This is a genomic window from Gordonia ajococcus (assembly GCF_012974285.1).
Taxonomy (GTDB): domain Bacteria; phylum Actinomycetota; class Actinomycetes; order Mycobacteriales; family Mycobacteriaceae; genus Gordonia; species Gordonia amicalis.
The window spans coordinates 2462492-2475849 of record NZ_CP052884.1; the positions used below are offsets into that span (position 1 = coordinate 2462492).

The 13358-nt window shown below is 65.8% G+C and carries 10 protein-coding genes; 9 read left to right on the top strand and 1 reads right to left on the bottom strand.

Translation table 11 applies throughout. The annotated features are described in order from the left end of the window. Positions 1-129: 129 nt before the first annotated feature. From GAA2_RS11230 to GAA2_RS11250, 5 genes are read left to right on the top strand one after another with little or no spacing between them, the layout of a single operon-like run. The gene (locus GAA2_RS11230) at positions 130-1923 is read left to right on the top strand and encodes a thiamine pyrophosphate-requiring protein (RefSeq protein ID WP_159404990.1); all 1794 of its coding nucleotides are present in this window, start codon (positions 130-132) and stop codon (positions 1921-1923) included. After that, positions 1920-3038 carry an enolase C-terminal domain-like protein gene (locus tag GAA2_RS11235; protein WP_159404991.1) on the top strand — a complete coding sequence of 373 codons (1119 nt, stop codon included), beginning with the start codon at positions 1920-1922 and terminating at the stop codon, positions 3036-3038. Before GAA2_RS11230 ends, GAA2_RS11235 begins: the two co-directional genes overlap by 4 nt. A 12-nt stretch (positions 3039-3050) precedes the next feature. Further along, positions 3051-6038: an FAD-binding and (Fe-S)-binding domain-containing protein gene (locus tag GAA2_RS11240; protein ID WP_159404992.1), complete on the top strand. Its 2988-nt coding sequence runs from the start codon at positions 3051-3053 to the stop codon at positions 6036-6038. 6 nt (positions 6039-6044) lie between these two features. Further along, complete coding sequence (locus tag GAA2_RS11245; RefSeq protein WP_024499273.1) at positions 6045-7631, top strand: phytoene desaturase family protein; 1587 nt, start codon at positions 6045-6047, stop codon at positions 7629-7631. A gap of 57 nt (positions 7632-7688) precedes the next feature. After that, positions 7689-9194, top strand: coding sequence for a protein adenylyltransferase SelO (locus tag GAA2_RS11250; protein WP_024499272.1), 1506 nt, complete (start codon positions 7689-7691; stop codon positions 9192-9194). A 100-nt stretch (positions 9195-9294) separates the two neighbouring features. Here the strand turns inward: GAA2_RS11250 and GAA2_RS23375 are convergent, their stop codons facing one another. Continuing rightward, complete coding sequence (locus tag GAA2_RS23375) at positions 9295-9576, bottom strand: hypothetical protein (protein ID WP_024499271.1); 282 nt, start codon at positions 9574-9576, stop codon at positions 9295-9297. Positions 9577-9730: 154 nt separating this feature from the next. Here GAA2_RS23375 and GAA2_RS11260 point away from each other — a divergent pair, with 154 nt between their 5' ends. The 4 genes from GAA2_RS11260 (at position 9731) to GAA2_RS11275 (ending at position 13357) form a co-directional block, all read left to right on the top strand. Beyond that, positions 9731-10102: a TraR/DksA family transcriptional regulator gene (locus GAA2_RS11260; RefSeq protein ID WP_006435605.1), complete on the top strand. Its 372-nt coding sequence runs from the start codon at positions 9731-9733 to the stop codon at positions 10100-10102. 132 nt (positions 10103-10234) lie between these two features. Next, on the top strand, positions 10235-11278 hold the full coding sequence (locus GAA2_RS11265; RefSeq protein ID WP_024499270.1) for an NAD(P)-dependent alcohol dehydrogenase: 1044 nt from the start codon (positions 10235-10237) through the stop codon (positions 11276-11278). Positions 11279-11391: 113 nt separating this feature from the next. Continuing rightward, positions 11392-12129, top strand: coding sequence for a lysophospholipid acyltransferase family protein (locus GAA2_RS11270; RefSeq protein WP_159404993.1), 738 nt, complete (start codon positions 11392-11394; stop codon positions 12127-12129). Between the two features lie 151 nt (positions 12130-12280). Further along, positions 12281-13357: a YihY/virulence factor BrkB family protein gene (locus GAA2_RS11275; RefSeq protein WP_159404994.1), complete on the top strand. Its 1077-nt coding sequence runs from the start codon at positions 12281-12283 to the stop codon at positions 13355-13357. The last annotated feature ends 1 nt before the right edge of the window (position 13358 follow it).

Below are 13358 nucleotides of genomic sequence, written 5' to 3' on the forward strand. Positions count from 1 at the left end.
TACTCGCAATGATTGATCGAATGCAATGGTTGCTCATGGTTGATTGTTCCGCCTCCGTGGACGACCATGGGCACTGCACATGGACTCGAGGAGAAACCACACTGCACGTGATTTCGAGGAGAAATACCGATGGCAGACAAGAACGTCGCAGACTTCCTGCTCGAACGACTCCGGGAATGGAACGTCGAACACGTCTTCGCCTACGCGGGCGACGGCATCAACGGCATGCTCGCGGCCTGGGGACGAGCTGGAAACCGCCCGCAGTTCGTTCAGTCTCGCCATGAGGAGATGAGTGCGTTCGAAGCGGTCGGCTACGCCAAGTTCACCGACCGTCTCGGTGTGTGTATGGCGACGTCGGGCCCGGGGGCAGTCCATCTGCTCAACGGCCTCTACGACGCCAAACTCGATCACGTCCCCGTGGTCGCGATCGTGGGACAGACCAACCGCTCTGCGATGGGTGGCGCCTATCAGCAGGAGATCGATCTGCTGAGTCTCTACAAGGACGTGGCGAGCGACTACGTACAGATGGTCACCGTTCCCGAGCAGCTGCCCAACGTGCTCGACCGCGCGATACGGGTCGCACTCACCCAGCGGGTACCCACGGCGTTGATCATCCCGGCCGACGTGCAGGAGCTCGAGTACTCGCCACCGACACATGAGTTCAAGATGGTCCCGTCCAGTCTGGGCTTCGATCGACCGAAAGTGGCGCCGGACGACGAGGCGATCGCACGAGCCGCCGCGGTACTCAACGCGGGCGAAAAGGTCGCACTCCTGGTCGGTAACGGTGCACGCGGCGCCGCTGCGGAGGTGGAACAGGTCGCCGATCTCCTCGGCGCCGGTGCCGCGAAAGCGCTTCTGGGCAAGGATGTTCTGTCCGATGAACTACCCTGGGTCACCGGATCGATCGGACTGCTGGGCACGCGACCGAGTTACGAGATGATGCGTGACTGCGACACGCTTCTTACGATCGGCTCGAGTTTCCCCTACACGCAATTCCTGCCCGACCTCGATCAGGCCCGCGGCGTGCAGATCGACGTCGACGGCCGCTTCGTGGGTATGCGTTATCCCAACGAGGTCAACATCGTCGCCGATGCTCGTACAGCTCTCGAAGCGCTCATCCCCCACCTGCAGCGCAAGGAGGACAGGGCCTGGCAGGCGAAGATCGAATCCGATGTCGCCCGGTGGTGGGAGACCATGGAGATGGAGGCCGCTGTACCGGCCGACCCCGTCAACCCGCTGCGGCTGTTCGCCGCATTGTCGCCCCGGATGCCAGACGATGTCATCGTCACCGCGGACTCCGGATCGTCGGCCAACTGGTATGCGCGTCAGCTTCGGTTCCGAGGACGCATGCGGGGTTCGCTGTCAGGCACCCTGGCGACCATGGGGCCCGGTGTCCCATACGCGATCGGCGCCAAGTTCGCCCACCCGGACCGGCCGGTGATCGCATTCGTCGGTGACGGCGCGATGCAGATGAACGGCATGGCGGAGCTGATCACCATCAAACGGTACTGGGAGGACTGGCGCGATCCCCGGTTGATCGTCGCGATTCTGCACAACAACGATCTCAACCAGGTGACGTGGGAGATGCGCGCGATGTCCGGGTCCCCGAAGTTCACCGAGTCCCAGGACCTGCCGGATGTCGACTACGCCGGCTTCGCCTCGTCGCTCGGTCTTCACGCGATCACGGTGAGCGACCCGGACGACGTCGATGGCGCCTGGGACGCGGCGCTGTCCGCACCGCGTCCCACCGTTCTCGATGTCCACACCGATCCGAACATGCCTCCCATCCCACCGCACGCCACGTGGGAGCAGTTCACATCGGCGACCGCTGCGGTGCTCGGCGGCGACGAGGACCGGTGGGGATTCATCAAGGAAGGGATCAGAACCAAGGCTCAGGAATTCTTGCCCCACAGGAACGGATGACACCAGAGCCGGAGCCGTCGATGACCGTCGTCGAACTCGATGCAGCCGCATACACGATTCCCACCGACGCGCCCGAAGCGGACGGGACGCTTTCGTGGGATAGTACGACACTCGTTCTCGTGCAGGCACATACGGACGACGGGGTCGGGGTGGGATGGACTTATGCGCCCGCGGCATGCGTGCCCGTCATCGCGGATCTACTGGCCCCGCTGATCGTCGGGCGATCGGGAGCCGATGTAATCGGTGTCCACGAGAAGATGATTCGTGCGCTGCGCAATGCGGGCCGCCCGGGAATCGCGGGATGTGCACTGTCAGCGGTCGACGTGGCCCTGTGGGACCTGAAAGCACGCCTGCTCTCGCTTCCGCTGCATCGCCTGCTCGGATCGGTGCACGAGCGCGTCCCGATCTACGGCAGCGGAGGCTTCACCACCTACGACCACACCCAACTCGACGAACAGCTCGAACACTGGGTACACGACCAGCGCATCCCACGGGTGAAGATCAAGATCGCCGAGAGCTGGGGCACCGAGCCCGAGCGGGACCTCCGACGCATCCGTCAGGCGCGCGAAGTCGTCGGCGATGCGGCGGAACTGTTCGTCGACGCCAACGGCGGATACACCCGCAAACAGGCGATCCGGATGATGCAGGCCGCCGCCGACGCGGACGTACGCTGGCTGGAGGAGCCGGTGTCCTCCGACGATCTCGACGGACTGCATCAGATCCGCGAGGCGGTCGACGCCGATGTAGCCGCCGGTGAATATGGTTATGCGCCTGCGTATTTCCGGCAGATGTGTGGCGCCGGTGCCGTGGACTGTCTGCAGGCAGACGTCACCCGGTGCGGAGGGATCACCGACTGGCTGCGGGTGGCCGCGATGGCGGCGACCTTCGGTCTCGATCTCTCCGCCCATTGCGCTCCGCACCTGCACGTCCACGTCGCCACCGCAGTTCCCAACCTGCGTCACCTCGAGTGGTTTCACGATCATGTCCGGATCGAGACGGCGTTCTTCGACGGCACGCTCGACCCGACCGGTGGCTACCTGACGCCGAGTGACGACGCCCCTGGACATGGCCTGACACCCAAGTTCGCAGACCTCGAACCTTTTCGGGTCCGGTGAGAACGCCGGACGATGTCACATAGTGAGGACAAACCCGTGACCGAGAACCACGCTTCCGGAGCGACTCCGCGAACTCCGCTCTTGTTCGACGATCTGGCCGACGCCCTCCGGGATCGGGTCGATGGCGAGGTCAGGTTCGACGCCGGGTCCCGCGCCGCATACTCCACGGATGCGTCCAACTATCGGCAGGTGCCGATCGGGGTGGTCGTGCCCAGAACGCCCGAGGCCGCCGCCGACGCGGTGACCGTGTGCCGGGACTTCGACGTGCCCGTGCTCTCCCGCGGTGGCGGAACGAGTCTCGCCGGTCAGTGCTGCAACACCGCCGTCGTGCTCGACTGGAGCAAGTACTGCACGCGCATCCATGCCGTCAACGAGGAGAAAGGCACTGTCACAGTCGAACCCGGTATCGCTCTGGATGTGCTCAACAATGCCCTCGAGAAGACCGGGTGGATGTTCGGCCCGAAACCGTCCACTCATGTCAGCTGCGCGATCGGCGGAATGATCGGTAACAACTCGTGCGGCTCGACTGCCCAGGCATACGGCAAGACCGTCGATTCCGTTCTCGGCCTCGACGTGCTCACCTATGACGGCACGCGGATGTGGGTCCAGGCCACCCCCGACACGGACTACGAGAGGATCGTCCGGGTCGGAGACCGAAAGTCTCAGATCTATCGGGGCCTCCGGCGGCTACGCGATGACCACGCCGACCAGATCCGCGAACGCTACCCGGACATCCCCCGTCGTGTCTCCGGCTACAACCTCGATTCGTTGCTGCCCGAGAAGAACTTCGACGTCGCCCAGCTGCTCGTCGGCAGTGAGAGCACCCTGGTCACCGTGCTCGGTGCAGAACTGAAGCTGGTTCGACGCCCGGCGGCTTCTGCGCTCGTGCTCCTCGGCTTCGACGACATCACCACGGCCGCCGATGCGGTCCCGCTCGTCGTCTCCCATGGACCGGCCGCGTTGGAAGGCATCGACCACCGCCTCGCCCAACTCGAACACAGCCGGCGACTCGCCGAGGACGCCCTTCGACAACTGCCAGAAGGCAACGCCTGGTTGATGGTCCAGATGAACGGTGACGACCGCGCCGATGCCGACGCCAAGGCGAAGGATCTGATCGAAGACGTGTGTCCACGCACCGGTGCGCACGGCGCGATCTTCGATGATGCGACACACAAGAAGCAGATCTGGGCTGCACGCGAGGCCGGCTTGGGTGCCACCGCCTACCCGCCCGGTGAACCGGAGACCCACGAAGGCTGGGAGGACGCTGCCGTACCGCCGGACCGGCTCGGAGACTACCTGCGCGACTTCCGCGGTCTGCTCGACCGGTATGGATTCGGAAGCGCCTCGCTGTACGGGCATTTCGGCCAGGGGTGCGTGCACACCCGGATTCCCTTCGATCTGCGCTCGACGGACGGTATCGCAAAGTACCGCGCGTTCGCGGAAGAGAGTGCGCACCTCGTCGTCGACTACGGCGGATCATTGTCCGGTGAACACGGCGACGGCCAGTCTCGGGGTGAACTTCTCCCCCTGATGTTCGGCGCAGACCTGATCCGTGCGTTCGAGGAACTCAAGGCACTGTTCGACCCCGGAAACAGGATGAACCCGGGCAAGATCGTTCACCCCAACCGTTTGGACGAGAATCTGCGACAGGGCGCCGACTACCGACCTGCTGAAACGATCACGCACTTCTCCTACCCCGACGACAGTCACCGCTTCGCGCACGCCGCTGCTCGCTGCGTCGGAGTCGGCAAATGCCGCGGGCACGAGTCCGGGGTCATGTGTCCGAGCTATCGTGCCACCGGAGAAGAGGAACATTCCACGCGTGGGCGCGCGCGACTACTGTTCGAGATGCTCGAAGGAGACGTGATCACCGACGGGTGGAGATCGTCGGAAGTCAAAGACGCACTTGACTTGTGCCTGGCCTGCAAGGGGTGCCGGAGCGACTGTCCCGTCGATGTCGACATGGCCACGTACAAGGCCGAGTTCCTCTCCCATTTCTATGCACGTCGTCCACGACCTCGGACGCATTATTCGATGGGATGGATCCCGGTGTGGGCGCGTATGGCAAGCGCCGCGCCCCGGTTCGTCAACTCCGTTGCGCACGCCCCGGTCCTGTCGCGACTACTGAAATCCGCCGGGGGGATCGACCCGCAACGCGCATTGCCGCGGTTCGCCGACCAGCGCTTCAGCGCTTGGTTCGCACTCCGTGATGGCCCCACAGGGGGCGCAACGCGAGGACGCGTCGTGCTCTGGCCCGACACCTTCACCGAGAACTTCGATCCGCAGATCGGTCGGGACGCCGTCGCCGTCCTCGAAGACGCCGGCTTCGAAGTGCACCTCCCCGACCGGTTCGCATGTTGTGGACTCACGTGGATCTCCACGGGGCAGTTGCCGACCGCCAAGCGGGTCTTGCGCCGGACACTGGACATCCTCGGACCGGCACTGCGTTCCGGTACGCCGATCGTGGTACTCGAGCCGAGTTGTGCCGCGGTGTTCCGCGCTGATCTGCCACAACTGTTGTACGGCGACGAGGACGCACACCGTTGCGCCGAGCAAACGGTGACACTCGGTGAACGCCTACGAGGCAGAGCTCCTGATTGGGCCCCTCCCGATCTTCATGCCTCGGCGCTGCTGCAGCCGCACTGTCACCAACACGCGGTGTTGAAGTACACCGCCGACTGCGCTGCACTCGAGACCGCGGGCGTGGACACCGAGGTGTTGGACGCCGGATGTTGTGGCCTGGCAGGCAATTTCGGGTTCGAGCAGGGGCACTACGACGTCTCCGTCGCCTGTGCCGAGGACAAACTTCTCCCGGCGATCCGCGACGCCGGCGCGGAAACCCTGGTGGTGGCGGACGGATTCAGCTGCCGAACCCAGATCCGAGACCTCGAGCCGGATGTCTCGCCGTGGCACACCGCCCAAGTCCTGGCCGCCGCTCTCGCCCGTGGCGCTCGATCGGGAACATCGGCGAGTTCGTCTTCCGCGGCGCACAGGAGTTGAGGAGGAATGCGAACAGTCGACGCGGTGGTGATCGGAGCCGGACACAACGGGCTCGTCGCCGCCAATCTTCTGGCCGATGCGGGTTGGAGTGTGCTCGTCCTCGAGGCCACCGCGGAACCGGGCGGTGCGGTGCGAACCGCCGAACTCACCGCGCCCGGGTTCCCGACCGACCTCTGTAGTGCCTTCTACCCCATGGCAATTGCATCACCGGTCGTCGAGGGCCTGGGCCTGTCGGGCTACGGACTACGTTGGCGACATGCACCGGATGTGCTGGCGCACATACTGCCCGACGACGAGGCGGTGCTGCTCTCTCGAGATGTCGAACGTACAGCTGCCTCCGTAGGACGATTCGCCGCCATCGATGCACAGAACTGGCGCGATGAAGTCGTTCTGTGGAAACGAATCGGGCGGCAGTTGCTCGACTCACTGCTCCATCCCTTTCCACCGGTCCGCGGTGCCACGTCGTTGATGTGCGCGGTCGACACGGCCGAGGCGGTGCGGCTGATCCGGCGATTCCTGTTGCCCGTCCGGAGATTCGGGGAGGAGACGTTCAGTGGGGATGGAGCTCGATTGCTGCTCGCCGGAAATGCGGTTCACAGCGTCCTCGGACCCGACGTCACGGGGAGTGCCCTGTATGGGTGGTTGCTCACGATGCTGGGACAAACCGTGGGCTATCCCGTGGCGGAGGGCGGTGCCGGCCGGATCACCGACGCACTGGTCGCGCGGTTGGCCGACCGCGGAGGAGTCGTGGAGTGCAACCGACCGGTCACCGGCGTCATCCTGCGGGAGCGTCGCGCGGTCGGGGTGCGTGATGCCGAGGGCGAACAGGTGCGGGCAACGCGTGCTGTGCTCGCCGATGTGCCGGCGCCGACGCTGTATCGCCGTCTGATCGGCGAGGAACATCTCCCGTCACGCATGGCGGACGATCTGAAGCGGTTCCAGTGGGACGACGGAACCGTGAAGGTCGACTGGGCGCTGTCGGGTCCCGTCCCGTGGTCGAACTCGGCCGCCTCCGGCGCGGGAACCGTCCACCTGGGCTGCGACATCAATGGAATGGCCACGTACTACACGCAGTTGCGCAACGGAGTCCTTCCGGACGATCCATTCATCCTGTTGGGACAGATGAGTACTGCCGATCCGGCACGTTCTCCCCGGGGAACCGAGAACGTGTGGGCTTACACGCACGTCCCCAGAGACCTCCGATGGACGGCCGAACGTGCTCAGCGCTTCGCCGACCGGATCGAAACCGTGATCGCGCGCCATGCTCCGGGGTTCACCTCCCGCGTCGTCGGGCGCGCCGTTCAGACTCCCGTCGACCTGGAACAGCACGATCCGAGTCTGGTGGGCGGCGCGATCAATCAGGGCACCACCGCGATCCATCAACAGCTGATCTTCCGGCCCACGCCGGGACTGGGACGGGCCGACACACCCATCGACCGGCTGTTTCTCGCCGGCTCGTCGGCCCATCCCGGCGGAGCTGTTCATGGGGCCCCGGGAGCCAACGCCGCGCGTGCCGCCCTCGCGCGAAACGGAATGTTCGGTGGGCTCTACCGCATGACGACGAAGTCGCTGCTGAACGTGATCACACGCTGAGGTCGTCCCGGACGCCGACGTGACCAGGCGATACGACGAAGTGGTTACGCTCGAAGAGTGGCTGCCACCGACTCCCCTGCACGCACATCCGACGCGATCACCGGCTTCGAGAGCACTTTCGCCGACGAACTGACGCCTCTCACCGTCGAATGGCGAGGCGCCGACGTCCCCGATCCGCGCCTCCTCGTCGTCAACGACCGGCTCGCGGCCTCGTTGGGTCTCGACGTCGATTCCCTGCGTACAGAAGACGGGATAGCGATCCTCTCCGGCGCGGCCTCGCCCGCCGACGTCAAGCCGGTGGCGACGGCGTACAGCGGTCATCAGTTCGGTGGATATGCACCGCTGCTGGGAGACGGACGCGCCCTCCTGCTCGGCGAGCTCGTGGACGTCGAGGGCCGTCGCGTCGACCTGCAGTTGAAAGGCTCGGGGCCGACGCCGTTCTCGCGCGGCGGGGACGGTTTCGCGGTGGTCGGGCCGATGCTTCGCGAGTACCTGGTCAGCGAAGCGATGCATGCACTCGGCGTACCCACCACGCGATCGCTGGCGGTGGTGGCAACGGGCCGCGGGATTCATCGCAACGGCGTCGAGCCCGGAGCGGTACTCGCCCGGGTCGCGGCGAGCCACCTGCGCGTGGGGACCTTCGAGTTCGCAGCGCGGAACGGGAGTGTTCTGCAGCCGCTCGCCGATTATGCAGTCGCGCGCCACTATCCCGACCTCGCCGAATTGCCCACAACCGGCGGCGGGAACCGCTACACGAAGTTGCTGGAGGGTGTGGTCGAGCGGCAGGCCGCGCTCGTCGCCCAGTGGATGCTGGTCGGGTTCGTGCACGGTGTGATGAACACCGACAACACCACCATCTCCGGGGAGACCATCGACTACGGCCCGTGCGCGTTCATCGACGCCTTCGATCCCGCGGCCGTGTTCAGTTCGATCGACCACGGTGGACGCTACGCCTTCGGGAACCAGCCCGCCGTCCTGAAGTGGAACCTCGCACGTTTCGCTGAAACGCTCCTCACGCTGATCAGTCCGACGCCGGACGATGCGATCGCCGTCGCGACGGCAACGCTGTCGACCTTTGACGCGCACTACGAGCGCCATCTCTACGACGGTTTGTCGGCAAAGCTGGGCCTGGCCGACACCTTCGTCGAGCACGAGGTGATCGACGACCTCCTGACGCTGCTGGCAGCCCATCGGGCCGACTGGACAGGTGCCTTCCGGGCGCTTGCGGAGGAACTCCGTGGACGAAGCACCCCGCTCGACATCCTTCTTCCGCGAGAAGCCTCGACGCCGTGGCTCGCGCGCTGGCGCGAAGCCCTGGCCCGACACGGTCGCGACGAGGCGGCCACCGCTGATGCGATGGACCGCGTGAACCCGCTCTACATCCCGCGCAATCATCTGGTCGACGAGGCGTTGCAGGCCGCGAACGACGGTGACCTCGCGTTGTTCGCGGAACTGCTCGACGTCGTGACCAACCCGTTCGAGCGCCGCGTCGAATGGGTGAAGTACACGTCGCCCGCCCCCGAGGAGTTCAACTCGTCGTTCCAGACGTTCTGCGGGACCTGAGCGTCCAGGAGTGTTCCGGGGAACACTCCGACGGGCCGAAACGGGCTCACGTGTCTGCCGGTTGCGCGACCATGGACGTCATGTGGACGCTCACGAGGGATCAGACCAGCGTCGGCGACTCGCCGGCGACGCGGAATTCGACGGCGGTGGCCCGCTCCATCGGGACGGTGTCGAGCATTGCGGTGGCGAACTCGGCGGGCACTGTCGCCAGCGCTGCTGTCGCCAATTCGGCAGGTACGGCCTCCAGCGTAGGCGTCAGCTCCTCGGCCGGGACCGTCGCGAGTGCGATCGTCGCGGGTTCGGCGGTGACGGCCGCCAGTGCGGTCGTCGCCGGAAGTATGGGTACAGCACTCAGTTTCGGGATCGCCGGAAGCCTCGGCATCGTGGCGAGCCTGCTGTGCCGCGGTTGCGTCGGGTGTGTCGGTTGTATCCGGTGCACCGATTGCATCGGTTGTGTGGGATGCATCAATTGCTCCGGTCTGCGCGGTGCGGTCGGTCTACGTGACGTGCATGCGTGATGCCTGGGGTCGGTCACGGTGAACAGACCCGACCCGACCGAATCGGAGACATCGCTGATCATCGAACGCGCCCGAACGACGGCGCTCATCGAATCGATGTCCGCGCGGTTGGCCGCCGTCATCGAGGCGACGGCGGACGCTGCCTCCGACGACGAGCACGATCCCGAAGGGACGACGCTCGCCGTCGAGCGAGGCCAGCTGGTGGCCCAGCTCGAGCGGTCACGGGTTCGTCTGGACGAGATCGACGCTGCGCTCGAACGTGTCGGTCGCGGATCGTATGGACGCTGTGAGACCTGCGGCACGGTGATCGACCCCGAGCGGCTCGAGGTTCTTCCCGCGGCCCGGCAGTGTGTCCGTTGCGCGGCGCGGAATCCGTCCCGCAGATGGTGAACCCGACGATGGTGAACCCGACGACGCCAGGTCGAGAAGTTCATGTTGAGTTCGCCGGAAGATACATGCCGTTGCGTCTGGCCGAGTAGACCGGAGGTCGGGTCACTCTCTCCCGGATCGAAAGGTATGCGCATGAAGGCCATTCAGATCGTCAAACCAGGTCAGCCCCCGCAATTGCGGGAAGTGGACAAGCCGGTGCCGGGTCCGGGCCAGGTGTTGCTGAAGGTGACGGCCGCCGGCGCGTGCCATTCGGACGACTTCGTGCTCAATCTGCCCGAAGAAGGTTTCGCCTATCCCCTGCCCATGACGCTCGGTCACGAGGGCGCGGGCGTGGTGGCCGAAGTCGGCAGCGGCGTCACGGGTGTCTCCGAAGGCACATCGGTCGCGGTCTACGGGCCCTGGGGCTGCGGCGTCTGCCACTTCTGCTCGCGGGGTCTGGAGAACTACTGCAGCCGGGCGGGCGAACTCGGTATCGCACCACCGGGGCTCGGCAACCCTGGTGCGATGGCCGAGTACCTGCTCGTCGACAACCGGCGGCACCTGGTTCCCCTCGGCGATCTGGACCCGGTGGCCGCGGTACCGCTCACCGACGCCGGACTCACGCCGTATCACGCGATCAAACCGAGCCTTCCGAAGCTGGTGGGCGGCACGACTGCGGTGGTCATCGGCGCCGGCGGCCTCGGACACGTCGGCATCCAACTGCTTCGTCACCTGACCCCCTCACGGGTGATCGTGCTCGACGTGAACGACGAGAAGCTGGCCTTCGCGCGAGAGGTCGGCGCCCACGAGGTGGTGCTCAGTGACGCCGACGCCGTCGCCAATGTCCGCAAGATCACCGGCGGCGAGGGTGCGACCGCCGTCTTCGACTTCGTCGGTCTGCAGCCCACGATCGACATCGCGATGGGCGTCGTCGGCACCATGGGCGACGTGGTGATCGTCGGTATCGGCGACGGTGTCGCGGCGGCGAAGGTCGGCTTCTTCACCCAGCCCTATGAGGTGTCGGTGCGCGCACCGTACTGGGGTGCGCGCGATGAGCTGATCGAGGTGCTCGATCTGGCGCGGGACGGTGTTCTCGAGGTGGCGGTCGAGAAGTTCTCACTCGACGACGGCCTCGAGGCCTACCGGCGGTTGGCGGCGAATGAGCTCCGCGGGCGGGCCGTCGTGGTGCCGGACTGATCACCATCCGGACGCCTCATGGACGTGTCACCTGCGGTTTCTCGTGCTCGAGACCGCGGGTGACTTTCGTCGTTCGTTAGGCGAAGCCGCTAACCTACGGTACCGTAACTTACGTGGATGTAGAGCTCGCCCAGTCTGAAGCCGTATACGCGCACTACCTGGATCACCAGCAGGACCGCGTACGAGCGAGGCTGATGTACGGGGTGCTCGCCGCCAGGATTCGGCCCGTGGTGCGCTTCACGTCCCGCGATCGTCTGGTTCGTGCGGTCCGGAGCGGCAAGCCGTTACTGATCGCCGCCAACCATGTCTCCGAGCGCGATCCGCTGGTGCTGGCGGCCGCGGGGTTCCGCTCCCCCATTCGACTCCGGATCGGCCACCTGCGCGTGTTGGCGAAAGACGAACTCTTCGAGGATCCGGAGCAGCGACGAAAGATCGACACCCTGGGCGGTATCCCGGTGTTCCGTCCGAAGGACCATGGCGTCCGGGCGGCAGCTGAGGCCGGTCGGCAGATGTTCGGCGTCTGCGTCGAGCGAATGGTCCGCGGTGACAGCATCGCGGTCTTCCCGGAGGGGACCTGCAACGAGGGCGACGTCACCCGTCTGCAGAAACTCGGCACCGGCATCGGTCACATCGCCTATCGGGCGCTGAAGGCCGGGGTCGACGTCTCGCTGGTGTCCGCCGGGATCGCCTACCCGGACCACGGCGACCGTGTACGTCCACGCGTGACCTTTGGGGAACCCGTTGTCCTGGCGGGCTTCAAGGACGAAACGCCGGCTGCACTGACCAGGATCATCCAGGGGGATCTGCAGGGCGTCGTCGACGAGGTGAGTCGGGTCGCTGCCCGGGCCTGAGGTCAGTCCGTCGTGGGCGGCAGATCTTCCCACGACTGGTTACGGTCTCGTGAGGTCGCTTCGGCCGGCTGAGCGCGCCGACCACCTCGCCAATCCTCGCTGGTCGCGGCATGAAGGGTTTGGTCCGCGAACCCCGCGGCTACACCGGGGTATGAGCAAGGATGAGCAGACCAAGGAACCGGACCGGGACGTCGATGTCCGCGACGACCCGGAGCGTGCCGATCCCGACGATCCTCGCAAACCGGAGTCGCCCACCGACCTGACGAAACCGTCACTGATGTTCGTCCTGCGCAAGACGGCTCGCGAGTTCTCCCGCGATCAGTGCACCGACCTCGCCGCCGCACTCACCTACTACTCGGTGCTGTCGTTGTTCCCCGCGCTCCTCGCCATGGTGTCTCTGCTCGGTGTCTTCGGGCAGGGCGAGAAGACCGTCGACGCGGTGCTGACGATGGTCGAAGACCTCGGGCCCTCGGACGCGGTGGACACCCTCCGCGCGCCCGTCGAGCAACTGGTGGCCGCACCGAGTGCCGGTCTCGCGCTCGTGCTCGGTCTCGCCGGCGCCCTGTGGTCGGCGTCGGGGTACGTCGGTGCGTTCGGACGGGCGATGAACCGCATGTACGAGGTCGACGAAGGCCGGCCGATCTGGAAACTGCGGCCCGCCATGCTGTTGGTGACGCTCCTGGCCCTCGTCCTGGCTGCGGCGGTGGCGCTGATGCTTGCCGTCAGCGGGCCGATCGCGCGGTCCATCGGTGACGCCATCGGTTTCGGCAGCACCGCGCTCACGGTGTGGAACATCGTCCGCTGGCCGGTGGTGTTGTTGTTCGTCGTGGTGATCGTCGCGGTCTTGTATTGGGCCACACCGAATGTGAAGCAACCGAAGTTCCGCTGGATCAGCGCGGGCGCGGTCCTCGCGATCGTCACCTGGATCGTGGCGTCGGCGGCGTTCGCTCTCTACGTGTCGAACTTCGGCAGCTACAACAAGACCTACGGAGCACTGGCGGGCGTCATCGTGTTCCTGCTGTGGTTGTGGCTGACGAATCTGGCCCTGCTGTTCGGCGCCGAGTTCGACGCCGAACTCGAGCGGGGTCGACAGCTCCAGGCGGGCATGGCAGCCGAAGAGCGCCTGCAACTTCCGCCCCGCGACACCACTGTCTCGGACAAGAACGAGAAGATCCACCAGGAGTACATCGAGAAGGGGCGCGAATTGCGGAACTCCCGCGGTGGCTGAC